Source organism: Streptomyces sp. Alt3 (assembly GCF_030719215.1).
GTDB classification, from domain to species: Bacteria; Actinomycetota; Actinomycetes; order Streptomycetales; family Streptomycetaceae; genus Streptomyces; species Streptomyces glycanivorans.
On sequence record NZ_CP120983.1, the window covers coordinates 7,412,182 to 7,436,185 of the forward strand.

General features: G+C 69.6%; 17 protein-coding genes and 1 pseudogene. 11 read left to right on the forward strand and 7 right to left on the reverse strand.

All coding sequences use genetic code 11. The features are described 5' to 3' along the window. The first annotated feature begins 79 nt into the window (after nucleotides 1–79). Nucleotides 80–2,041, forward strand: coding sequence for an acyl-CoA dehydrogenase family protein (locus P8A20_RS32900; protein ID WP_147962834.1), 1,962 nt, complete (start codon nucleotides 80–82; stop codon nucleotides 2,039–2,041). Between the two features lie 118 nt (nucleotides 2,042–2,159). Here P8A20_RS32900 and P8A20_RS32905 read toward each other — a convergent pair whose 3' ends face one another. From P8A20_RS32905 to P8A20_RS32940, 7 genes are all read right to left on the reverse strand, one after another. Continuing rightward, nucleotides 2,160–3,053, reverse strand: coding sequence for a geranyl diphosphate 2-C-methyltransferase (locus P8A20_RS32905; RefSeq protein ID WP_147962833.1), 894 nt, complete (start codon nucleotides 3,051–3,053; stop codon nucleotides 2,160–2,162). A 15-nt stretch (nucleotides 3,054–3,068) separates the two neighbouring features. Then, nucleotides 3,069–4,382 carry a family 2 encapsulin nanocompartment cargo protein terpene cyclase gene (locus tag P8A20_RS32910; protein ID WP_306104811.1) on the reverse strand — a complete coding sequence of 438 codons (1,314 nt, stop codon included), beginning with the start codon at nucleotides 4,380–4,382 and terminating at the stop codon, nucleotides 3,069–3,071. Between the two features lie 99 nt (nucleotides 4,383–4,481). Beyond that, nucleotides 4,482–5,909: a family 2B encapsulin nanocompartment shell protein gene (locus P8A20_RS32915; protein ID WP_147962023.1), complete on the reverse strand. Its 1,428-nt coding sequence runs from the start codon at nucleotides 5,907–5,909 to the stop codon at nucleotides 4,482–4,484. 793 nt (nucleotides 5,910–6,702) lie between these two features. Continuing rightward, nucleotides 6,703–7,929, reverse strand: coding sequence for an ROK family transcriptional regulator (locus P8A20_RS32925; RefSeq protein ID WP_147962022.1), 1,227 nt, complete (start codon nucleotides 7,927–7,929; stop codon nucleotides 6,703–6,705). Between the two features lie 247 nt (nucleotides 7,930–8,176). Continuing rightward, nucleotides 8,177–11,476, reverse strand: a complete 3,300-nt coding sequence (locus tag P8A20_RS32930) for a PQQ-dependent sugar dehydrogenase (RefSeq protein ID WP_261988894.1) — start codon at nucleotides 11,474–11,476, stop codon at nucleotides 8,177–8,179. An 86-nt stretch (nucleotides 11,477–11,562) separates the two neighbouring features. Continuing rightward, nucleotides 11,563–12,531 carry a sugar phosphate isomerase/epimerase family protein gene (locus P8A20_RS32935; RefSeq protein ID WP_147962021.1) on the reverse strand — a complete coding sequence of 323 codons (969 nt, stop codon included), beginning with the start codon at nucleotides 12,529–12,531 and terminating at the stop codon, nucleotides 11,563–11,565. Between the two features lie 208 nt (nucleotides 12,532–12,739). Continuing rightward, nucleotides 12,740–13,690: a hypothetical protein gene (locus P8A20_RS32940; RefSeq protein ID WP_147962020.1), complete on the reverse strand. Its 951-nt coding sequence runs from the start codon at nucleotides 13,688–13,690 to the stop codon at nucleotides 12,740–12,742. Nucleotides 13,691–14,743: 1,053 nt separating this feature from the next. On the opposite strand from P8A20_RS32940, the gene ectA reads away from it, so the two are divergent. From ectA to P8A20_RS32990, 10 genes and pseudogenes are all read left to right on the forward strand, one after another. After that, nucleotides 14,744–15,301 carry a diaminobutyrate acetyltransferase gene (gene ectA, locus P8A20_RS32945; RefSeq protein ID WP_147962019.1) on the forward strand — a complete coding sequence of 186 codons (558 nt, stop codon included), beginning with the start codon at nucleotides 14,744–14,746 and terminating at the stop codon, nucleotides 15,299–15,301. Next, the gene (ectB, locus tag P8A20_RS32950) at nucleotides 15,298–16,569 is read left to right on the forward strand and encodes a diaminobutyrate--2-oxoglutarate transaminase (RefSeq protein ID WP_306104812.1); all 1,272 of its coding nucleotides are present in this window, start codon (nucleotides 15,298–15,300) and stop codon (nucleotides 16,567–16,569) included. Before ectA ends, ectB begins: the two co-directional genes overlap by 4 nt. A gap of 116 nt (nucleotides 16,570–16,685) precedes the next feature. Continuing rightward, the gene (locus P8A20_RS32955) at nucleotides 16,686–17,084 is read left to right on the forward strand and encodes an ectoine synthase (RefSeq protein WP_306104813.1); all 399 of its coding nucleotides are present in this window, start codon (nucleotides 16,686–16,688) and stop codon (nucleotides 17,082–17,084) included. 3 nt (nucleotides 17,085–17,087) lie between these two features. Beyond that, nucleotides 17,088–17,984 (forward strand): ectoine hydroxylase, encoded by an 897-nt coding sequence (thpD, locus tag P8A20_RS32960; RefSeq protein WP_306104814.1) that lies wholly within the window; start codon nucleotides 17,088–17,090, stop codon nucleotides 17,982–17,984. Nucleotides 17,985–18,302: 318 nt separating this feature from the next. Further along, nucleotides 18,303–19,042: pseudogene (locus P8A20_RS32965) on the forward strand (DUF1684 domain-containing protein). A gap of 38 nt (nucleotides 19,043–19,080) precedes the next feature. Next, nucleotides 19,081–20,598, forward strand: coding sequence for an ABC transporter substrate-binding protein (locus P8A20_RS32970; RefSeq protein ID WP_147962017.1), 1,518 nt, complete (start codon nucleotides 19,081–19,083; stop codon nucleotides 20,596–20,598). After that, on the forward strand, nucleotides 20,598–21,563 hold the full coding sequence (locus P8A20_RS32975; RefSeq protein ID WP_147962016.1) for an ABC transporter permease: 966 nt from the start codon (nucleotides 20,598–20,600) through the stop codon (nucleotides 21,561–21,563). Before P8A20_RS32970 ends, P8A20_RS32975 begins: the two co-directional genes overlap by 1 nt. Then, nucleotides 21,560–22,414: an ABC transporter permease gene (locus tag P8A20_RS32980; RefSeq protein ID WP_147962015.1), complete on the forward strand. Its 855-nt coding sequence runs from the start codon at nucleotides 21,560–21,562 to the stop codon at nucleotides 22,412–22,414. The genes P8A20_RS32975 and P8A20_RS32980 overlap by 4 nt, the downstream gene beginning before the upstream one ends. Further along, nucleotides 22,411–23,211, forward strand: a complete 801-nt coding sequence (locus P8A20_RS32985; protein WP_306104815.1) for an ATP-binding cassette domain-containing protein — start codon at nucleotides 22,411–22,413, stop codon at nucleotides 23,209–23,211. The genes P8A20_RS32980 and P8A20_RS32985 overlap by 4 nt, the downstream gene beginning before the upstream one ends. Beyond that, nucleotides 23,208–23,975 (forward strand): ABC transporter ATP-binding protein, encoded by a 768-nt coding sequence (locus P8A20_RS32990; protein WP_306104816.1) that lies wholly within the window; start codon nucleotides 23,208–23,210, stop codon nucleotides 23,973–23,975. The genes P8A20_RS32985 and P8A20_RS32990 overlap by 4 nt, the downstream gene beginning before the upstream one ends. Nucleotides 23,976–24,004 lie beyond the last annotated feature (29 nt).

The following is a 24,004-nucleotide window of genomic DNA, read 5'->3' on the forward strand; positions in this document are numbered from 1 at the left end:
GCCTCGTCGTGCTCGCCCGTACGGCTCCGACAGCCCCGGGTGGCCGCTTGATCGTTCACGGGCGGGGTAGCGAAAGGACATGGCCACTGACAAGACATCCGCTGCTGCGAGCGGATACGTGCAGCCCGAGGTCGACGTCCGGGCGCTGACCGAGGTGCTCGACGGCGAGTACGCCGGGATCCGGGACCTCGTCCGGACCAACCTGGTGACGCATGCCTCCGTCCTCGAGGAGGCCGACGAACTCGGCGTCGACGCGTACCGTGAGCGGGTGCGTGAGCTCGTGGTCGACATGGCCGCGACCGGTCAGACCGGCATGGGCTTTCCGGCGGAGTACGGCGGCGGCGGTGACGTCGGAGCCTCGATCGCCGCGTTCGAGACGCTGGCCTTCGGTGATCTGTCGGTCCTGGTGAAGGTCGGCGTGCAGTTCGGGCTCTTCGGCGGCGCGATCCTGCATCTGGGCACAGGGCGTCACCACGACGCCTACCTGCCGGACCTGATCACCGGAGAGCTGATGGGCTGCTTCGCGATGACCGAGACCGGGCACGGCTCCAACGTGCAGGCGCTCGGCACCCTCGCGGTGTACGACGCCGGCACCCAGGAGTTCGTCATCACCACCGACGGCGACCAGGCGCGCAAGGACTACATCGGCAACGCGGCCCGCCACGCCGAGCTCGCGGTCGTCTTCGCCCAGCTGGAGGTGGACGGGACGGCCGAGGGCGTGCACGCTTTCGTCGTGCCGATCCGGTCCGGCGGAGAAGTGGTCCCCGGCGTACAGATCGAGGACGACGGGCGCAAGATGGGCCTCAACGGCGTCGACAACGGCCGTATCCGGTTCGACGGGGTGCGGGTGCCGCGCGAGGCGTTGCTCAACCGGTTCGCCGACGTCACCGTCGAAGGCGTGTACGAAAGCTCGATCGAGAACCCCGACCGGCGCTTCTTCACCATGCTCGGCACCCTGGTGCAGGGCCGGGTCAGCGTCGGAGGCGCCGGGGTCAACGCGGCCAAGGTCGCCCTGGCGATCGCCACGAAGTACGCCGTCCGGCGCCGGCAGTTCGACGCGGCCTCGGACACGGAGGAGCAGTTGCTTCTCGACTACGGTCTCCACCAGCGCCGTCTGCTGCCGCTCCTCGCGCGTACGTACGCGCTGCACTTCGCGCAGGACGTCGTGCGCACGCAACTGCACGAAGTCTTCTCCGGCATCGAGGACGACGCGCAGGCGCGGCGCCTCCTGGAGTCGCGGGCCGCCGGCACCAAGGCGCTCGGCACCTGGCATGCCACCCGGGTCGTTCAGGAGTGCCGTGAGGCGTGCGGCGGGGCCGGCTATCTCGCCGTCAACCGGTTCGCCGCCCTCAAGAGCGACAGCGACATCTTCACCACCTTCGAGGGCGACAACCACGTCCTGCTGCAGCTCGTGGCCAAGGGCCTGCTCACCCACTACGCGAGCGAGTTCGAGGACCTGGACCAGCTCGGCATGGTCCGCCACGTCACCGGCCTCGCCGTCGAGACGGTCATCGAGAAGACCTCGGCGCACAAGCTGCTCGAACGGGTACGCGACCTGCTGCCCGGCGGCGACGAGTGGGACCAGGAAGCCGGTCTGCTCGACTCCGAATACCAACTGGCCATGCTCCGCTACCGCGAGGAGCACATGCTCGCCGGTGTGGCCCGTCGGCTCAAGCGCGGGATCGACCAGAAGCGCAATGCCGGGGTCGTGTTCTCGCAGGTGCAGGACCACGTCATCGCGGTGGCCCACGCGCACGTCGAGCGGCTGGTGCTGGAGGCGTTCGTCGACAAGGTGCGTACGCAGCCCGAGGGCGGCAACAAGGTCGCGCTCGGCCTGCTGTGCGACCTGTTCGCCCTGTCGACGATCGAGGCGGACCGGGCCTGGTTCATGGAACACGGCCGGCTGACCGTCCAGCGTTCCAAGGCGATCAGCCGTGAGGTGAACGACCTCTGCCGCAAGGTCCGGCCCCTCGCCGTCGATCTCGTCGACGCCTGGGGCATCCCGCCCGAGATGCTGCGCGCGCCGGACCTCGTGGGCTGACCCCGGGAGCGGCGGGCCGGCCGTGCCGGCAGGACTGCGTGGCGACGGACGTGCCGGCACGGCGCGCAGCCGACGGGGAGGGCCCCCGCCAGGTCGGGCCCTCCCCGTCAGTCCGAGGTCAGACGCGGTCCGCCGCGATGAGGAGGTACTGGAAGGACCCGTCCTTGTACGAGTTGATGAACGCTTCCTCGATTCCCGTGACCAGCGAGGACGTGGCCCTCAGCTCCCAGTAGGGGAGGGTGTCCGGGGTGAGGTCGACGACGGCCTGAGGCACGAGACGGTTGTCGGCCATGGCGCGCAGGTACTCCCGGCGCGAGTGGATGTTGCACTCGAAGTGGGCGTTGATCTGGGACACCCACTTCGAGGGCTGGCCGTAGCGCGGGTTCCAGCAGCCGGTGATCGTGACGTAACGACCACCGACCTCGAGGACGCGGGAGTGCTCGGCGAAGAGGTCGTGCAGGTCGACGTACATGCTCGACTCGTTGTTCCACGAAGCCGCGGCCGAACCGGTCTCGAACGGCGTGGAGAGCATGTTGCAGACCCGGGCGCGGACATGGTCCTGGATGCCGAGCTCACGGGCACGGCCGTTGGCGAAGTCCGCCTGCTTGGCCGAGAGCGTGACACCTTCGACCTTGCACCCGAAGCGCTGGTGAGCCATCACCATCGAGCCGCCGCGCCCGCAGCCGGCGTCGACCAGGGTGTCGTCGCCGCCGATGTCACCGAGGTGCCCCAGAAGGTACTCGGCCTGCGCCGACTCCAGCCGGTGCAGCTCGGCGATCAGCTTCTTCTCGCTCTCGCTGTCCTCGGCGTCGCCGAGAGCGGCGTGGTCCACCTCGCCGATGCCGTAGTGGTGGTGGTAGAGCCCGTCGACATCGCCGAGACGCAGGTTCACAGGCCGGGCCTCACCGTCCCAGTAGCGGGCGATGTCCCCCTGGTAGGGGGACGCCGGGCGGGGGATCCGCACGGAGCCCGAGGTTGCGGTGGCGGCGGGTGCGAGTTCGGTGTGGGTCACAGATGAATCCGTTCTTTACCAGAAATCGGGCAGGCTGTAGCGGTAGGTGTTGGACTGGTGCCAGTTGTGGTTGCCGTCGACCCAGGCGGCCACGCCCCGCAGGAAGCGGTGCACGCCGGGCGCCGGACAGGCCTCGGCCAGGGCCGCGGCCTCGCTCTCGAAGTCGTGCATGAGGTCGTTGTGGACCTCGACCGACTTCAGATAGGCGTCCCGGTCGGAGAGGCCCTCCCGTTCGGCGATCACCACCGGAAGATTCAGGTGATGGCCGGGAGCGTCGAGTTCCTTGGTGTAGGAGTACAGGTCGTTCACGATGGTCGTCGCGTTTCCCGCGAGCGCGATGACCTTCTGCAGGCCGGCCTGGGCGTGCAGGTCCGCGGGCAGTTCGTAGCCGCCGACGGTGTCGGTGATGGTCGGGCAGGGGCGGAAGTTGTTGAACTGGCGCATCGCCAGGTACTCCCACACCTCGGGGACGTGGTCCAGCTGGGCCCAGGCCGCTTCGGCGAGGTACCCCATGTGCAGCCGGGCCATGTCGTGCCGGAACCGGTCCGCCTGGGAGGCGCTGGCCGCCCGTACGAAGTACTCCATGGCTGAGCGGTAGGCACGCCGGGGCGCGTCCGCGTGGAGCGACTCCGCCCACTGCGGCTGGTACTCCCTCGTCGTGTACAGGGGGTCCAGTGCCGTGTGCGCCAGCAGAAGCCTTTCGCCGAGGCCGACGGGCGAACCCCCGTGGTCCTCGCAGTAGCAGTCGTCCACCGCGTTCTCGGCCACCATCAGGCGCGTGGCGAGCATGAGGTGGTCGACGGTGGGCGCGTCCGGGTGGCAGCCGACCATGTACCGGCCCACGGAGAAGCCGTCGAACTGCTCCTCCCAGTCCTCGGGATACAGCGAGACCTCGTCCAGGGCCCACGCCTTGATCCTTCGGCTGACCTCCTCGACCCGCACCGGGTCGGGCTCGGGCACGGGGTGGTGGTAAAGGCCCGGGACCGGTGTCCCTTCCGTGGCCGCCGGCGCGGACGACGGTGTCTGCGGCTCGTCCCGCGGGAACAGGCGCAGGCCCGCCGTGCCCAGACCGCTGGGGCCACGCAGGATCCGTTCCAGGCCGGCGCTCGGTGCCGGCGCCTCGGCTGCCGGGGCGCCGGGGAGGGGCCGGGCGGCGAGGGCGGACGCGGAGGTCACGGGCGGGGCGGGCAGGGAGGGCGCGCAGGACGGGCCGCCGCTCACGTCCTCGGCGTCGAGTACGTGCGCCGCGGCGGCGAGCAGGTGCGCCCCGAAGCGGGAAGCGGCCTCCGGCAGGCTCGACTGTGGTGGTGGCAGCTCAGGTGCGGGCATCCATGGCTCCTTGGTGGGGGTGTGCGGTGTCCCGATGCCTCCGGGGCCGGCGCGACCGTGCTCGGAGGCATCGGTCCCAAGCCCTCCGGGCACGGACCGCTACCTGGGCCAGCGGGCGATCTGGACGTTCTCCATCACGCCGACCGCGTCCGGCACGAGGATCGCGGCCGAGTAGTAGGTGGTGACGAGATAGGACGTGATCGCCTTCTCGTCGAGGCCCATGAACCGGACCGACAGGCCCGGTTCGTACTCGTCCGGCAGCCCGGTCTGGTGCAGCCCGATGACGCCCTGGTTCTCCTCGCCCGTACGCATGGCGAGGATCGAGCTGGTCTTCTCCTTGGTGACGGGGATCTTGTTGCAGGGGAGGATCGGAACCCCGCGCCAGGCAGGGACCTGCTGACCACCGAGGTCGGCGTGGTCCGGATAGATCCCCCGCGCGTTGAACTCACGCCCGATCGCCGCGATGGTCCGGGGGTGCGCGAGGAAGAACTTGGTGCCGCGGCGCCGGCAGAGGAGTTCGTCCATGTCGTCCGGGGTCGGCGGGCCCGAGTGCGTCTGGATGCGCTGCTTGAAGTCGGCGTTGTGGAGCAGACCGAACTCCCGGTTGTTGATCAGCTCGTGCTCCTGGCGCTCGCGCAGCGCCTCGATGGTGAGCCTGAGCTGTTCCTCGGTCTGGTTCATCGGCCCGTTGTAGAGGTCGGCGACCCTCGTGTGGATCCGCAGGATGGTCTGCGCGACGGAGAGCTCGTACTCCCTCGGCCTCAGTTCGTAGTCGACGAACGCGCCGGGCAGTTCCTGCTCGCCTACATGGCCGGCCGACATCGCGATCTCGGCCTCGCCACGATGGTTCTGCCGCTGGTGGGAGCGCGACGAGAACGCGTCGAGATGGGCCCGGAGGCTCGATGCCGTGGACAGCACGGCCGCGAAGTCCGCACGTGACAGGGTGAGCAGGGTGCCCGACGTCTCGGCCGTGGCGGTGTTCTCCCAGCGGGCCTCCTCGTCCAGCAGCGCGCTCTCCCCGAACCGGTCGCCGTCGGCCAGTACGTCCAGGACGACCTCGTCGCCGTAACTCCCGACGGAGGTCTGGGTGATGCGGCCGTGGGCGATCAGATGCAGCTTGTCCGCGGGCGCCCCGCGCTCGACCAGCGTCTCGCCGGCGCGGAATTCGCGCTGCACGCACCGATCGGCGATCGCGGTCAGGACGTCCACGTCGTCGAAGCCCCGGAGCAGGGCCAGTTCGCCGAGTTCACGGGGGATGACGCGGACGTCCGCACCGTCCTGGACGAATTCCACCGTGCCGTCGCCGACGGTGTAGCTCAGGCGGCGGTTCACCCGGTACGCCCCGCCCTTGGTCTCCACCCAAGGGAGCATGCGCAGCAGCCAGCGGGAGGAGATCTCCTGCATCTGCGGCGCGGACTTGGTGGTGTTGGCGAGGTTACGGGCAGCCGCCGTGCCCAGACTGGACTGCCGGGGCAGCTCCAGTCGCACGTCAGGGTTCGACACGTCCGGGTTCGAGTCGACAGTCATCGGCACGCTCTCCTTGGTCAGGTCGGTGGCACACGTATGCGGACGCCGTCGGGCGAAAGGAGTGATAAGTGGTGAATGAACGGGAACCCGTCCAGATCCAGGGGAACACTAATCGCGGCTTCGGCCCCCGGACCAAGGGAAGGCGGCGACATTAACTCGATACGATGATCGCGACCGCCCGATGTTTGTCCGGGCACCGAATAGATTCAGCCGTGGCCCGTGGCGCACGACGACCCTCAGGGACGGGCTCGGGCGGTGCGGGACCGACGACGGGACGGCGCGGTGAAGGGCCGCGAAAGCGCCTGGCGCCATGGGCTGCAAGGGCTGCTCGGGGCAGGAGGGGGCGAGTGTCCACAGCCTCCTTCCTCTGCGCGCGGTACGCCCGGTGTCACGACACGACGTCAGAAACGCGACAGGACCGAGAGCGCGGCGACGCGCCGGAGGCGATACTGCGGCGCGCTCGGGGGGTTGCCTCGCCGTGCGGAGCTGTCGAGGTCGCCGGCGGTGGTGCTCCCGGGCTCGGCCCTCAGGGCGACCGGACCCGGTCGAAGGGTGCGAGGGCCCGGGTGGGGTCCGGGCTCACGAGGCGTTCCGGACCGGCTGTCGTGATCCTCGCCCACCTGCGGGCCCACGTGTGACGAGGACGCCGGCCACGGGCCGAGTCCCGGCGCCGGCCGAGGCCGTGCACGGGAGTACGGACGTGGACCCGGCGACATCCCTTGCGACCGGCCTGGACCGGGTCCTCGACGCCGTGGCCGCCGGACCCACTCCGCCGCCGGTGTGACGCTCAGCCCTACCGGGAGTGGCTCCGGGCCCCGGCGCCGGCAGCACTGCCGACGACCCCCGCCACCGATGCCTCGCCGTAGGCGAGTTCGCTCGCCAGGAGCGCGGCGCCCACAACTCCCGCGCGGGGGCCGAGTTCCGACATGACGATCGGCAGATTGCCGGTGGCCAGGGGCAGCGAGCGTTTGTACACGACGCTGCGGATCTCGGCGAGCAGGGGATAGCCGAGCCCGGTCAGCCCGCCGCCGATCACGATCATCGACGGGTTCATGAAGCTGACCAGCGTGGCGAGGACCTGCCCGACCCGGTGGCCGCCGGCGCGGACCAGACCCACGCTCGTGCTGTCGCCCCCGTCCGCGCACTCCGCGACATCCACCGCGGTCAGGACCCCCCGCTCGGCGAGCCGTACGGCCAGCGCGGGCGAACGGCCCGACCGCGCGGCCTCCGTGGCGTCCCGGGACAGCGCCACCCCTCCGAAGTACGCCTCCAGACAGCCGGTGTTGCCGCAGGAGCAGACGGGCCCGTCCGCCTCGGCCTCGACCTGGACGTGTCCGATGTCGCCGGCGCACCCCTCCGCGCCCCGGTAGATGCGGCCGTGGTGCTGCATGCCGGAGCCGATTCCGCTGCCGATCTTCACGAAGAGCAGATGGTCGACGGTCCTCGCGACCCCGCTGTGCTGTTCCCCGAGTGACATCACGTTGACGTCGTTGTCGACCACGACCGGGCAGCCGTGGGCCCGGGCGAGGGTGTCGCGTACCGGGAAGCGGTTCCAGCCCACCATGATCGGTGGCGAGACGGGCACGCCCTCCCGGAAACTCACCGGCCCCGGCAGACCGATTCCGATGGCGTCGAGCCGTGCGCAGTGGCCCTGGTCCGCCATGGCGCGCAGGAGTTCGCTGACACGCCCCAGCACGGCCACCGGACCGGAACGGATGTCCGCGGGTTCGGAGCAGGACGCCACGGGCGCGAGCGAGCCGTCGGTGATCTCGATGTCGATGGAGCTGGCTCCCAGGTCGACGGCGGCGAACCGCACGCCGGGGTCGAGCTGGACGAGGGTGGAGCGCCGCCCGCCGCGTGACGCGGCGGGGCCCGCCTCGCGGACCCGCCCGGCGGCGACCATGCGGTCCAGCTCGCCGAGCAGCCGCGGGCGCGGAACCTCCAGCCGGTCGGCGAGTTGGGCGCGCGACAGCGGTCCGTTGTCACGCAGTTGACTCAGCACGCGGTACTGGAGGTTCACGGACTCACTTCCTCTGGACACCCTCGAACGGTCCGGGAGCCGTCGCGGGGGCGGTACGGGCCGGGCGGCGTACCGTCAGGCAGGGCCGCGCGCGGGGGCCCGCAGGACGACGTGCGGCAACTTTTTCACAGCGCGTCGAAAGTCGCCGCACCGTTGGCGGAACTCCCACGACGGGACTCCGCCGCCCGCAGGCCCGGGTACGGAGCTGCCCCGCCGTCGGCAGCGGGGCAGCTCCTCCTGTTCCGGGTCAGCCGGCGGCGCCCCCCTTCAGCGCCCGGGCACTCCGCGCCAGAGCCTCACCCGCCGCCCCGTCCGGCACCAGGGCGGTGTCGGACGTGTAGCCCGCGAACGACTCCAGCACGGCCGCGGCCTGACCGGTGCGTCCCGCGTCGGCGTGTGCCTCGGCCTGGGCGAGCCGTACGGTCAGCCGCTGCTGCCCCTGCGCCGTGATCGATCCGTCCGCCCGCAGCCGCGTGATCAGCGCGCGGATGTCCGTGTAGGAGGTCCGGGTGGTGAAGGAGACGGTCTTCGTGGCGGTGTTGCCGGCCCTGTCCCGTGCCCTGACCGTGAGGTCGTGGTTCCCCAGGGGCAGCCGCCACAGTTCCAGCACCTGTCCGGACGCGACGGGCTTCCCGTCGAGCGTGGCCGTGGCGGTGGCCCCACCGGACACCGTGTCCTGCGCCGAGAAGACCGGCGTCGGGCGGTCGGAGTTCCCGTACGCGCCGTCCGCGTCGAGTCCGCCCACCGCCACCGTGGGACCGGTGCGGTCGATCCGTACGGTGAGCGAACCCACCTCGGAGACGTTGCCGCCGTTGTCCGTCGCCCGGTACCGGACGGTCGTCGCGCCCTCGGCGGACAGGGTGACCGCAGCGTTGGCCGACAGCCAGGTGGTACCGCCGTCCACCGAGTACTGGCGGCCGGCGACCGTCCCGTTGTCGGTCGCCGAGACGGTGAGGGACACATTGCCGGTGTACCAGCCCTCGTCACCGTCGGGCCGCGGCGGGTCGAGCGCGGCCGAGACCTTCGGGGCCGTCCTGTCCGCGACACCCGCGCCCTGGAAGGTCAGCGAGTCGAGCTCGACACCCCCGGAGCTGGTGACGAAGAGCTCTCCGCTCCCCGAAGGAGCGTTCGCCAGAGCCGTGGTGACGGTCTGCCAGCCCTCACCCGCCGGAACCGGAACCGTGGTGAACGGCTCGGCGTCCGCCGCGCCCCAGCGCAGCGCCAGGGTGCCCGCGCCACTGGCACGGGTCTTCAGCCCGTTGATCCCGGCGAACGACACCGGGTCGTACGCGATCCAGTCACCCGCGTCGAAGGAGGTCAGCTTGCGCTGGCCGGACGCCGTGGTGTCGTCCGTGATCGTGACGCCCTCCGCCGAGTCGTGGTGCTCGGCCTGCATGAGGGCCGGGTTGAGCACCACCTGGGCGTCACCGGTGGCCGGAGGGACACCGCCCGCACCCTTGTCGGTGTAGGTGATGCCGAGTACGCCGAAGACGTTCTCGGTGTCACCGTGCCCCGCGTCGGCCGGCGTCACGACGCCGCCGGTGCAGCCGGTGCCGCTGTTGACGGGGTGCCCGTGCTGGTTGTGCCCGAGGCCGAAGGTCCACGCCGCCTTGGCACAGTCCGGCGTGGTGCCGTCCTCCGGGTCCTCCACGGCGATGCCGTACGGCACGGCGTCACCCCAGTTGAAGAACCCGCCGTCCGGCGGCGAGGTGATCCGTATCGTCGGCGCCGTGTTGCCCACGGTGATCTGGCGGCTCGACAGGCCGGACTTGCCCTGCGGGTCGGTGACCTTCAGCCGGGCCTGGAACTGCCCGTTGTCCGGGTACGTACGGCTTACCTCGGGTCCGGTGGCGTCGAAGGTGCCGTCACCGTCGAGGTCCCACTGGTAGGTGAGACCGCCGTTCTCCGGGTCGCTGGAGCCGGTGGCGTCGAACGAGACCTTCAGCGGGGCCTGGCCGGACGTGATGTCGGCCTTGATCACGGCGGTGGGCGCCTTGTTGCCCTCGGCGTAGTCGATCCGGTAGAGACCGGCGTCGGGGTTCTGACGGAAGAAGCCGTCGCCGTAGTCGAGCACGTAGAGCGCGCCGTCCGGACCGAATTCCAGGTCCATCGGGTTGTCCCACTGCGGGATGCCGTTCTGTGCACGCTCGCTGTTGGGCAGGAGGTTCTCCAGCTTGCTCACGGGGCCGTCCGGGCCGTCGAGCGTGAAGGCGGCGACGTAGTCCTGGGAGAACTCCGCGAAGAACGCCTTCCCGTCCCAGTACTCGGGGAACTTGCCCGGGGAGGGGTTCTCCGCGTCGTAGTGGTAGACGGGACCGCCCATCGGGGCCTGGCCGCCGGGGCCTCCGGGACCGCGGAAGGAGGTCAGTTCGGGCCACGGCTGGTCGCTGTCCTTGTCGCCGTACCAGAGCGTGGCGGGCGTCGACGGGGGCAGCTCCCTGAGGCCGGTGTTCCACCGGGAGTCGTTGACCGGTGCGGCACAGTCGAAGGCCGGCCCGGGCGTGAGGGTGGCGAAGTCGAAGTCCCGGTACGGCTTGCCGTTGTCACCGGTGCAGTAGGGCCAGCCGCTGTTCATGGCCTTGGTCGTGGTCTGCCACTCGACGTATCCCATAGGCCCGCGGTTCGGGTCGGCCGTACCGGCGTCGGGACCGTAGTCACCCCACATCACCGCGTCGGTCTCGCGGTCCACCGCCAGCCGGAAGGGATTGCGCAGACCCATCACGAAGATCTCGGGACGGGTCTTCGCCGTCCCGGGCTCGAAGAGGTTCCCCTCCGGGACGGTGTAGCTGCCGTCCTCCTGCACGTCGATGCGCAGGATCTTGCCCCGCAGGTCGTCGGTGCTGCCCGCACCGCGGCGCTCGTCGAGCCCCGGGTTGTAGCCGGCCGCGTCGTTGATCGGTGTGTAGCCGTTGACGTTCGGGCCCGACGCCGGCGTGTTGCCGCCGGTCGCGAGGTAGAGGTTGCCCTCCCCGTCGAAGTCCACGTCACCGGCGACGTGGCAGCACTGGCCGCGGTTGGAGTCGACCCGGATGATCTCCTGCGCGGTGGAGAGGTCCAGCTTGTCACCGGTCCACCTGAAGCGTGTCAGGGTGTCGTAACCTTCCCACCGCTTCCAGTACGAGTCGTCCTGACCGGCGGGCAGCTGGAGCGGTGCGGAGCCGGCCGGGGTGTTCAGCGGCGGCGAGTAGTACAGATAGACCCACTTGTTGGTCGCGAAGTCCGGGTCGAGGGTGACCGTCTGCAGACCCATCTCGGAGTTCTGGTAGACGTCGACGTGGTTGACGACCTTGGTGACACCGGTACCGGGGTCGGTGAGCCGTACGTCGCCGTTGCGGGCGGTGTGCAGGACGCGGTTGTCGGGCAGCACGGCGAGGTCGATCGGCTCGCCGGTGTCCTTCGTCAGGGTGACCTTCTCGTAGTTCGACCAGTCCAGGGCGTGCTCGTGGCCCGGGTGCGCCTGGGCGGCGGGCGCGAGCGCCACACCGCCCAGCGCGGGCAGAGCCAGGAGCAGGACCCCTGTGATCAGGCGTCTCAGGGTGAGGTGCACGGTGATGCGTCTCCTCGATCGCTGGTGGTGACGAGTGGACACGGAGGCGCCTTCGCGCGCGGGCGCCTCTCTTCTGCGAAGTGCTCTCAGCCGAGGAGCCCCGAGAGCGCCGTGAAGCTGCGCTCCGCCGCGCCGAGCGAACCCGGGGGGTTCGGCAGGGTGCTGGGAGCGGTGTCCTGCTCCCAGATGCCGATGTGCGAGGCCCGCGGCCCGATGTCACGGACGAACCTCTCGTACGGGAGGTCACCGGCACCGAACTCGACGATGTCGAAACCGTTGACGTTCGCCGCGTTCGCGTCGCCGTCCTTCATGTGGAACAGCGGGTAGCGGTACGGCTGGTTGCGCACGTACGCGGCCGGGTCGAACCCGGGCCAGCGGTGCCGGCCCACGTACGCCCAGTAGATGTCCAGCTCCAGATAGACGTGGCGCGGGTCCGTGTTCCTGAGGAACACGTCGTACAGCCGCACCGAGGGCTGATCGGTGGCGAACGCGAACTCGCCCGCGTGGTTGTGCTGGTAGAGCTTCAGGCCACGTGCCGTCGCCGCGGCACCCCAGGTGTTGAACTCGTCGGCGGCGGCACGGTAGCCCTCGACCGTGTTGATGTTCGAGGGGGCGTTGGCCGTGCCCACGTGCGGCATACCGAGAATCTGCGCGGCGTCCAGCTCGGCCTGGAGGTTCGTGCGCAGACTGCCGATGCCGACGTGGCTGCCGACGGCACGCAGCCCGTGGTCGTCGAGCAGTTGGCGGATCTCGGGGAGAGTGATCTGCCGGCCCAGGATGGAGGTGGACTGGGTGTACCCGGCGAACTCGATCTCCGTGTAGCCGATCCGGGCCAGTTCGGGGAGGACGACCGCGAAGCCGAGCGCGCTGACCTTGTCGCGGATGCTGTAGAGCTGGATGCCGATGCGGTCCTTGGGGATGGACAGGCCGCCCGGCGCGGCGGCCGCCGATGTGGCGGCGGCCCCGGTGACGGAAGCCGCGGCGACGGCCACGGTGGTGCCGACGGTGGCGCGCAGGAAGTCCCTGCGGTCGAAGGACTTGTGTATATGACTCACGGTCACTCCTGGGGAACGAGGCGAGGAAGGTGTGAACCGGGGCGCACGGCCGGACTGCCGTTCCGGGATGCGCCCCTCGATGGCGGCTCCGTGGCCCGGAACAGCGCTGGGTGAGCGTTCGGCCGTGCGGTGCCCGGTCACGGGAGGCCGGCGCGGACGCCGTCCCCCGCGGTGTCGCCGTGCGTGCCGCCGCCCGGGCCGTCCGGCGTCAGAGGCGGGACGCGCCCGCGGCGTGAGCGTCGGCCACCGCCGCCGCCGAGCGGGCGGCGGCCTTCTCGGCGAGGTCGGCACCGCGGTCCTGCGGCGCCGCCTCCCTGGCCGAGCGGGAGGACGACGCACCGGCGGCGGTCTCTCCGGTGACGGCACCACGGACGCGTGCCGACTCGCCCACGACCAGGACGGGGTCGTTGCCGGTCGCGGTCAGCCCGCCACGCACGATGGCGTTGTCGAGCACGGACTTCGCGGTGTTGTCGGTGACCGCCAGGTTTCCGCCGAAGTACGAGGCGCCCGTGCATGATCCGAGCAGACCCTGGCCGCCGATCTGGAGGTTGTCGGCGTTGCCCGTGTACGCCGCGGCGCCGTACACCTCGCTTGCGCAGAACACGCCACCGAGAGTGTTCCCGTTCACGGTGAGCGCGCCCTTGACGGTGGTGTCGTACACGTCGCTGTACTGGTTGCCCTCGCCCGTCAACGAGCTGTTGAGGGTGCTGCCGGAGACGTACAGCTCGCCGGCCTCGGTGCTGACGGCCCCGCCGAGCGTCGAGTCGACCACGTAGACGAAGCCTTCGTCGGCGTCGACCGCCTTGAGGGTGCTCCTCTCCAGGTGCGCGCCGAACGCGGAGTCGGTGGTCAGCGTGCCCTTGACCGTGGTGTCGGTGAGGTCGAGATAGGCGTTCTCGGCGACGGTGACCGAGCTGTTGAACGTGGCACCCGCCGCCACGAGATCGGCTCCGGCCTCCACCGTCACCGTGCCCCTGACCTTCGTACCGGTGAGGGTGCAGGACTTCCCGGCCGGGACGACCAGGTCGTTGCTGACGGTCACGGCCCCGCCGTCACCGACACATGTGGTGTAGAGCGCTGCCTGGGCGGAGCCGGAGAAGGCCACCAGGCTCCCCGATGCCACCAGTGAGGCCGTGGCGATGAACGTGCGAATCTTCATGTCGCTTCCCTTCCGCTGCGGTCACGGCGGAGTCGGTGACCCGGCCGGTTTCCCCCGTTGTGACGGGGTGCTGAACGGTGCGTGAGCGACGACCGCCGTGACAGCGATCGCGCGGTGCCTCGTGACGGGTGGTGGCCCGGCCATGGGGGGAGAGACGTGGAGGGACTCGTGAGGTGGGGAGCGTTCGCGGGGGGAACGCCGATGGGCTGCGGTGTTACCTGGCCGAAACGCATGTCTCGGTGGGCCGAGAGATTAGGACGACGCGTGGGGGACTGTCCAGAGGTTCGGTACGAATCTCCCGAACTTCCTGATGCTTCATCAAAAGATGTGGTGCAGCGGTGAAAAGAGGGGGCTGTGTGCTCCGGGGCTGCGTCCGGTACCGGTCCACGCTGCGACGGCCCCGCCGCACCGTGGTCGCGCCACCTCGCCGGGATCTGCCGTGCCGGTGCCCGCGTCCGGTGCTCCTGCCGGCGGCAACGGCCCTCCGCCGCCGGATCCCTCGGCGCGCGGGCAGGTCCGTCCTCGGGGCCGGCGGGAGGAGCCGGAATTAAACATCCGCAGCCGAGATGCATCCATCAGGTGAATTTCTGCAAGCCGACCGGTGACCGGATTTCCGAAAGAACTCACCCGAACGGAGTCGGTGCCGGGCAGAAAAGCGTACTGATCTTGATCGAGTGATCGGCGGGCATTACCGGCGGTCATAACTGTCCTGGCAAAGGAAAAAGAACTCACCGGCTGTCCGAGGTGGATGTCGGGGTCCCCGGAAAGCCGCTGTCGAGCTCGCACTTTCGGTCGAGATCCGTGCCACAGTTCTCCTGTGGCCCGGAAAGGGCCGCTGGTCTAACATGATTCGGGGCGGCGCTCCGAGGCGACGACTTGGCGCTGCTGACCAGGCGATTACCTTCGTATCGAATCCGCTTTTCCGAAAAAGTATTTTCGTCAATCAATTCGCTTCGCACATATTTTGGTTCGCGCTCGACCCTAAGAGCGTCACACGCTTACTGCGGGAGTATTCCCGCCTCGTGTACTGCGGTGAGACGGAGGTGTGGACCGATGGTGAGGCCGAGGGAGCAGATGGCGGAGCCCACGATCCATGACGGGGCCTCGGCGTGGCGAATCGCGCGGGATTCCCGCGTGCTCGACGTGAATTCGTCCTACAGCTATCTGCTGTGGTGCCGTGACTTCGCGGGGACCTCCGTGGTCGCCCGTGACGAGAGCGGAGAGGCCGTGGCCTTCGTGACGGGCTACATACGCCCGGACGCTCCCGGCAGCCTTGTCATCTGGCAGATCGCCGTGGACGACCGTCGACGGGGCCGAGGTCTGGCCGGGGCCATGCTCGATCACCTCACCGCCCGTCTGCGGTCCAGGGGCGTCCTCCAGCGAATGGAGACGACGATCAGCGCAGACAACGACGCTTCACAACGGCTCTTCCTCTCCTTCGCCGCGCGACACGGGGCGTCGGTGGAGCGTGAGCTGCTGTTCCCCGCAGGACTCTTCCCCGACGCACACGAGTCCGAACACCTGTATCGGATCGGGCCGCTGGCCCAACCACCCGCCTCGTCGAACGAGACCGAGTTCTCGGACGCCCGGCGCACTAGGAGCGTGTCATGACGACGAACAACCCGCATGCCCTGAGTGTCTTCGAGGCCCTCGAGTCGGAGGTGCGGAGCTACTGCCGCGGCTGGCCGACGGTCTTCGACCGTGCGCAGGGTGCCCGGCTCACGGACGAGGACGGCCACTCGTACCTGGACTTCTTCGCCGGTGCAGGTTCGCTGAACTACGGGCACAACAACCCGGTGCTGAAACGCGCGTTGATCGACTACATCGAGCGTGACGGCATCACGCACGGTCTGGACATGGCGACGACGGCGAAGCGGGCGTTCCTGGAGACGTTCGAGAACGTGATCCTGCGTCCGCGTGATCTGCCGTACAAGGTGATGTTCCCGGGTCCGACGGGCACGAACGCCGTGGAGTCGGCGCTGAAGCTGGCCCGTAAGGTCAAGGGCCGTGAGTCGGTGGTCTCGTTCACCAATGCCTTCCACGGCATGTCGCTGGGTTCGCTGGCGGTGACGGGCAACGCGTTCAAGCGGGCCGGTGCCGGTATCCCGCTGGTGCACGGCACGCCGATGCCGTTCGACAACTACTTCGACGGTCAGGTCCCGGACTTCCTGTGGTTCGAGCGGCTGCTGGAGGACCAGGGGTCGGGGCTGAACAAGCCGGCCGCGGTGATCGTGGAGACGGTGCAGGGCGAGGGCGGCATCAACGTGGCCCGCGCCGAGTGGCTGCGCGCGCTGCAGGATCTGTGCCACCGCCAGGACATGCTCCTGATCGTGGACGACATCCAGATGGGCTGTGGGCGGACCGGTGGTTTCTTCTCCTTCGAGGAGGCCGGGATCGTCCCGGACATCGTGACGCTGTCGAAGTCGATCAGCGGTTACGGTCTGCCGATGTCGCTGTGCCTGTTCAAGGGCGAGCTGGACGTCTGGGAGCCGGGCGAGCACAACGGGACCTTCCGGGGCAACAACCCGGCCTTCGTCACCGCTGCCGCGACGCTCGACGCGTACTGGGCCGACGGTCAGATGGAGAAGCAGACCCTGGCCCGCGGCGAACAGGTCGAGCAGGCACTGCTGGCAGTCGGGGAAGAACACCCTGAGGCCGGCGTGCAGGTCCGGGGCCGAGGACTGGTCTGGGGGATGAAGTTCGCCGATCCCACGCGTGCGACCACCGTGTGCAGGGGCGCCTTCGAGCTGGGCCTGCTGGTCGAGACCTCCGGCCCGGAGAGTGAGGTCGTGAAGGTGCTTCCGCCCCTCACCGTCTCCTCGGCCGAGCTGGACGAAGGCCTCCAGATCCTCGCCAAGGCTGTGCGGGACACCGCCTGAAGAGCGGTGGCAGCACGGTCGAACGCACGGCCCGGAGGCGCTGTCCAGGCACACCGGGCCACCGCTCCGCCTCCCCGGGCACCCGATGAGGCACCGAAGAAAGGCACCGCCCCGCCGTGATCGTCCGATCCTTCGATGACATCGAGAACACCGACCGGCACGTCAGGTCCGCTTCAGGTACCTGGGAGAGCAAGCGCATCGTGCTCGCCAAGGAGAAGGTGGGCTTCTCGCTCCACGAGACCGTGCTGTACGCGGGCACGGAGACGTCGATGTGGTACGCCAACCACATCGAGGCCGTTCTGTGCACCGAGGGCGAGGCCGAGCTCACCAACGACGAGACCGGCGAGAAGCACTGGATCTCCCCCGGGACGATGTACCTGCTGAACGGGCACGAGCACCACACACTGCGCCCCAAGACCGACTTCCGCTGCGTGTGCGTCTTCAATCCCCCCGTCACCGGACGGGAGGACCACGACGAGAACGGTGTATACCCGCTGCTGACAGAGGAGGGCTGAACCATGACCACCGATGTACGCGCCGACCTGTACCCCTCGCGCGGCGCCGCCGAGATGACCACTCCCCGCCAGGACCCGGTCATCTGGTCCGCGCCGGGCGCGCCGGGACCGATCGCCGCGAAGGACCTGCAGTCCTTCGAGCACGACGGCTTCCTCGCCATCGACCAGCTCGTCACCCCCGACGAGGTGGCCGGCTACCGCGCCGAGCTGGACCGGCTGGTCGCCGACCCGCTGGTCCGCGCCGACGAACGCTCCATCATCGAACCCAAGACGCAGAGCGTGCGTTCCGTCTTCGAGGTCCACAAACTCAGCGAGGTCTTCGCCCGACTGGTCCGCGACGAACGCGTGGTGGGCCGCGCCCGCCAGATCCTGGGCTCGGACGTCTACGTCCACCAGTCCAGGATCAACGTCAAGCCCGGCTTCGGAGCCTCCGGCTTCTACTGGCACTCCGACTTCGAGACCTGGCACGCCGAGGACGGCCTGCCCAACATGCGGGCCGTGTCCGTCTCGATCGCCCTGACCGAGAACCTCGACACCAACGGCGGGCTCATGATCATGCCCGGCTCCCACAAGTCCTTCGTCGGCTGCGCCGGCGAGACACCCAAGGACAACTACAAGAAGTCCCTCCAGATGCAGGACGCCGGCATCCCCTCCGACGAGGTCCTCACCGCCATGGCCGACCGCCACGGCATCAAACTCTTCACCGGCAAGGCAGGCTCGGCCACCTGGTTCGACTGCAACGCCATGCACGGCTCCGGGGACAACATCACCCCCTACGCCCGCAGCAACGTCTTCATCGTCTTCAACAGTGTCGACAACACCGCCCAGGAACCCTTCGCGGCCCCCGTCCGCAGGCCCGACTTCATCGGCGCCCGCGACTTCACCCCGGTCGGGTACTAGGCACACCGGCGACGGAGCCTCGGCACCGACGAGCGCGGTACCTCTCGAAGGGAGCACCCACCCCTCGCACCGGCGACGGGTGGGTGCTCCCTTCCGCATGTTCCGGCCCGCCTGCTCCGGTGGCGCGGTGCCTCGGGCCGGTGCCCAGCAGGCATTGCTCCTGGCCGGAGCGCCGCAGCGTCCTCCCGAGAGGCGCGTCTCACCATGTGAAACAGGCGTTTGACATTAGATGCACTTATGGTCAATAAAGGTGATGCTTTGGCCACTTATTCACGCCCTGTGTAACGCAGGCTGTGAGGGCCGCCCTCGCCGAGATGAATGAGTACTGCCGTGTCCCACACGTCCCCCGACCGCGCACCCGTAGACCCGGCGGAGGAGTGGGACGCCTGGCGTGCGGAGCGTCACCGTTCGCTCACGTCCCCGACCGGCAACCTCGCCCTGGTCGAGACCCGCTGGGCGCCGGCTGGGGAGGAGCCGGACGCGGAGGAAGCGCGCGCGAGCCGGCCGGACACCGTGACGGTGACCACGCTCCGGCGCACCGACCTGGTCACCGGCCAGCCCGAGCACGGCCTGCGCTTCTGGGACGCCGACGCGCCCGCCATCCGTGATTTCGACCGGGTCGACACCTTCCCGTACGACCCAGCCTGGGTCCTGGAAGCCTCCTACACCCCCGTCCCCGGCGCCCGGCGCATCGCCTTCGAGCACATCCGGGACAACGGCGGCAGCCGCGACCTGGTCGTCCCGGGTGACATCACGCTCACCGTCGACGGCCGCGCGTACACGCTCAGCGCCTTCGACGACGACGGCACCCTGCTGCTCGTCTTCGGGGACCCCACCAACGGTGACATCACCTACGGGCCGGCCGCTTCCTCTTCGTGCGGCGCACGGACGACGAGAGCCGGGTCGTCCTCGACTTCAACCAGGCCTTCGTGCCGCCCTGCGGATTCTCCGATCAGTACAACTGTCCGATGCCGCCGCGGCAGAACCGCTTCCACCTGCCCGTCGAGGCAGGCGAGAAGCTCCCCGTCTTCCGCGACGGCTCCGACGCCCAGCACTGATCACCCCGCAGCTCCCCGCACCGAAAGAGTCCTGACCCATGAGCACCAAGAAGAACGTCCTGTACGCCACCGCCGCCGTCGCCGCTCTCGCCCTGACCGTGACCGCCTGCGGCGGCTCCGGCGGCACCAGCGCCTCGGGCGGCACCTGGGACAAGGACGCCGTCGTCAACATCGGCTCCCTCTACGAGCCGCAGAACCTCGACAACACCGCGGGCGGCGGACAGGGTGTCACCGAGGCCCTGAACGGCAACGTCTACGAGGGTCTGTTCAGACTCACCGACGACGGTGACGTCGAGAAGCTCCTGGCCCAGGACTACCAGACCAGCGCCGACGGCCTCACCTACACCTTCACCCTGCGCGACGGCGTGAAGTTCCACAGCGGCAAGGAACTCGGCAGCGAGGACGTCAAGTACAGCCTGGAGAAGGTCCTCGCCGACGACTCCCAGTCCGCCCGCAAGAGCAACCTCGAAGTCGTCAAGGACATCGCCACCCCCGACAAGCGGACCGTGAAGATCACGCTGTCCAAGAAGTCGATCTCCTTCGTCTACAACCTCTCCTATGTCTGGATCATCAACTCCCAGGCCGAGAACCTGAAGACGACCGAGGACGGCACCGGCCCGTACGCCCTGAACAAGTGGACCCGCGGTTCCGCGCTGAGCCTGAACCGCTTCGCGGGCTACTGGGGAGACGCCGCCGCGAACAAGCAGGTCGTCTTCCACTACTACAAGGACGCGTCCGCGCTCAACAACGCCCTGCTGACCAACGCCGTGGACGTCGTCACCAGCGAGCAGTCGCCCGACGCGCTGGAGCAGTTCAAGAGCAACGGCACCTACAAGGTCAACGACGGCAACTCCACCACCAAGCTGCTGCTGGCGTTCAACGACAAGGCCAAGCCCTTCACCGACGTCAAGGTGCGCCAGGCCGTGTCCGCCGCCATCGACGACAAGAAGCTCCTGGAGTCCGTCTGGGGCGGCTACGGCAAGCAGATCGGCTCGATGGTCCCGCCCACCGACCCCTGGTACGAGGACCTGACCGACGTCAACGCCCATGACGTGACGAAGGCCAAGAAGCTGCTGTCCGAGGCCGGTTACGCCAAGGGCTTCAGCTTCACCCTCGACACCCCCAACTACGACCCGCACCCGACGGCCGCGACCTTCATCAAGTCCCAGCTCGCCAAGGTCGGCATCACCGTCAAGATCAACACGATCACGCCCGACGAGTGGTACACGAAGGTCTACAAGAACCACGACTTCTCGGCCACGCTCCAGGAGCACGTCAACGACCGCGACCTGGTCTGGTACGGCAACCCCGACTTCTACTGGGGCTACGACAACCCGCAGGTCACCAAGTGGGTCGAGCAGGCGGAGGAAGCCTCCAGCACCGCCGACCAGACCGAGCTGCTGAAGAAGGTCAACCGGCAGACCGCCGAGGACGCGGCGAGCGACTGGCTGTATCTCTACCCGCAGATCGTCGTCGCGAACGACAAGCTCTCCGGCTACCCCCTCAACGGCCTGAACTCCCAGTTCTACGCCTACGACATCAAGAAGAAGGGCTGATGGCGCGCTACCTGGCGCGCCGACTGGCCTTCCTGGCCGTGTCGCTGGCGCTGGCGAGCGTCGTGCTGTTCGTGCTGCTGCGCATGCTGCCGGGCGACCCGGCCAACGCGCTCACCTCGGTCGGTGCCAGCCCCGAGCAGATAGCCGCGGCCCGTCACGCCATCGGCTCGGACCGCCCGCTGCCCGAACAGTTCACCCACTGGATCGGGCAGCTGGCGAGCGGCGACCTCGGGACCTCTTTCGTCAGCTCACTGCCCGTGGGCCCCGAGGTCGCAGCCCGGATGGACGTCACCGTGCCGCTCACCCTGGCCGCCTTCGTCCTGGCCGTGCTGATCGCGGTTCCCGCCGGATTCACGGCGGCCCACAAGCGGCACACCTGGTACGGCGCGCTGCTCAACGGGGTGTCCCAACTGGGCATCGCGATACCCGTGTTCTGGCTCGGCATGATCCTCATCGCGGTGTTCGCACTGAACGCCGGCTGGCTGCCCTCCGGCGGCTTCCCGCAGGACGGCTGGGCCGATCCGGCCGAGGCGGTCCGCTCCCTCGTCCTGCCGGTCGTGACCATCGCCCTCGTGATGAGCGCGTCCCTGATCCGCTACGTCCGCTCCGCCACACTCGACGTCCTCGGCAGCGACTACCTGAGGACCGCGCGCGCCCTCGGCTCGTCCTTCGGGGGTGCCATGCGGCGGCACGGGCTGCGCAACGCCTCCGTGCCGGTGATCTCCGTCCTCGGCATCGAACTCGCCTCGACGCTGCTCGGCGCGGTCGTCGTGGAGTCGGTGTACGCGCTGCCGGGCCTCGGCTCGATGCTCGCCACCGGCATCGCACAGCACGACTACCCGGTCATCCAGGGCGTGCTGTTCGTGTCCACCCTCGCGGTGCTGCTGATCGGCTTCGTGGCCGACCTGGCCCAGCGGATCATCGACCCGCGGCTGCGCGGCCGGCTCTCGGGAGGTTCCCGATGACCGGGACGGACCTGCTCACCCCGACGAAGCGGCGCACCCGGCGCTCCGTCACCCTCGTCGTCGGCTGCGTACTCGCCGGCATCATCGCGTTGCTGGCCGTGGTCTCGCTCCTCTGGCTGCCCTACGACGCCGACGACACCTCGGGCGGACGGCTCGCCGGACCCGGCGACGGCCATCTCCTGGGCACCGACAAGCTCGGGCGCGACCTGTTCACCCAGGTGATGACCGGCTCCCGCATCGCCGTCGAGGCGGGTCTCGGGTCGGTGCTCATCGCCGCCGCCATCGGGATCACCCTGGGCGTGCTCGCCGCGTACGCACAGGGCTGGATCGACGACACGCTCTCGGCGTTCCTCGACATCCTGATCGCCTTCCCGACCCTGCTGCTCGCGATGCTCATCGTCGCCGCCCGCTCGGCGACACTCGGTTCGGCGGTCCTGGCGATCGGCCTGGCGCAGAGCGCGGTGGTGGCGCGCCTGGTACGCATCCTGGTCAAGCGCGTCCTGGCACAGGACTACATCACGGCAGCCCGTACCTCCGGCACCTCCTGGCCGCGTACGGTCCTCTCCCACGTCCTGCCCAACATCTGGCCCACGCTGGTGGTCAACCTCGCCCTGCAGTTCGGCCTCGCCGTGCTCGCCGAGGCCGGGCTGTCCTACCTCGGCCTCGGAGCACCGCCGCCCAACGCCTCCTGGGGCCGCATGCTCCAGGAGGCCCAGGCCACCTTCACCACGGCGCCGGCCGGTGCGCTCGCACCCGGCATCCTGCTCGTACTGCTCGTCATCGGCGTGAACCTCATCGCCGACGGCCTGCGTGACACCCTCGACCCGGCCACCCGGCGGAGGCGCGCGTGACTCTCCTCGACGTACGCGGACTGACCGTAAGGACCGACGACGGGCGGACCCTGGTCGACGACCTGTCCTTCACGGTCGCCGGAGGTGAACGGCTCGGCCTCATCGGCGAGTCCGGCTCCGGCAAGTCCCTGACGACCCTCGCGGTCCTCGGGCTCCTGCCCGACGGCATGACCGCGTCCGGCAGCGTCGAACTGGCCGGGACCCAGACCGTGGGCGCCGCCGAGAAGACCCTGACCGCCGTCCGCGGACGGGACGCGGCGGTCGTCTTCCAGGAGCCGCTGACCGCACTGGACCCGCTGATGCGGCTCGGCCGGCAGATCGCCGAGCCCCTCGCCCGCCGCACCGGCCTGAGCGGCAGGCGCCTGCGAGCGACCGTGCATGAAGCCCTCGAACAGGTACGGCTGCCCGAGCCCCACCGCATCGCCCGGGCGTTCGCGCACGAGATCTCCGGCGGACAGCGCCAGCGGGTCGCGCTCGCGATGGCGCTGGCCTGCGAGCCGAAGCTCCTCGTCGCCGACGAGCCCACGACCGCCCTGGACGTGTCGGTGCAGGCCGAGATGCTGGAGCTGATCGACGGCCTCGTCCGGGAGCGGGAGATGGCCGTGCTGTTCGTCAGCCACGACCTGGCCGTCGTGTCCCGGGTCACCGACCGGGTGCTGGTCATGAAGGACGGCCGTGCCGTCGAGCAGGGCGTGGTCCACGACATCGTGCGCGCACCACGCGAGACGTACACCCGGGCCCTGGTCGCCAGTGCCCGGAAACTGGAGTCCGCCCTGGACCTGAGGAGCGCGCCATGACGCCCGTGCTGGAGCTGAAGGACGCCGCCGTGCGCTACCGGGGGAGCGCGGCCGACGTGGTCTCGGACGTGTCCCTGGCCGTCGAGGCGGGGGAGAGCCTCGCGCTGGTCGGCGAGTCCGGAGCGGGCAAGACCACGCTGCTGCGGCTGCTGCTGGGCCTGGCCCGCCCCACCGCCGGCGCCGTCCGCTTCGACGGGGCGGACCTGAACCCGCGCGACCGTGAACAGATGCGCCGTTTCCGGCGCAGCGTGCAGTGCGTCTTCCAGGACCCGTACTCCTCGCTCGACCCCAGCCGCCGGGTCGGCGCGATCGTCGCGGAACCCCTGCGCTCCCTCGGCCTGGACAGTCGCTCCACCGCCGCGCCCAAGGTGGCCGCCGCGCTGGAACGCGTCGGTCTCCAGGCGAACGCCGTCGACCGCTACCCGCACGAGTTCTCCGGCGGGCAGCGCCAGCGCATCGCCATCGCCCGCGCCACGGTCTGCGATCCACGCGTCCTCCTGGCCGACGAACCGGTCAGCGCACTCGACGTCACCACCCGGGTGAAGGTCGTCGATCTGCTGGCCGAGCTGAAGCAGGAGCGTGGCCTGACGCTGGTCATGGTCTCCCACGACCTGTCGGTCGTGGCCTCGCTGTGCGAGCACACCGCCGTGCTGGAACGCGGTCGTGTCGTCGAGCAGGGCGCAACCTCCCAGGTGCTCGGCGAACCGGAGCACGCCTACACCCGCCGTCTCATCGAGAGCGTGCCGCGTCTGCCCACCTCGTGACCGGCCGGCGGGACACCGACCGTACTCTG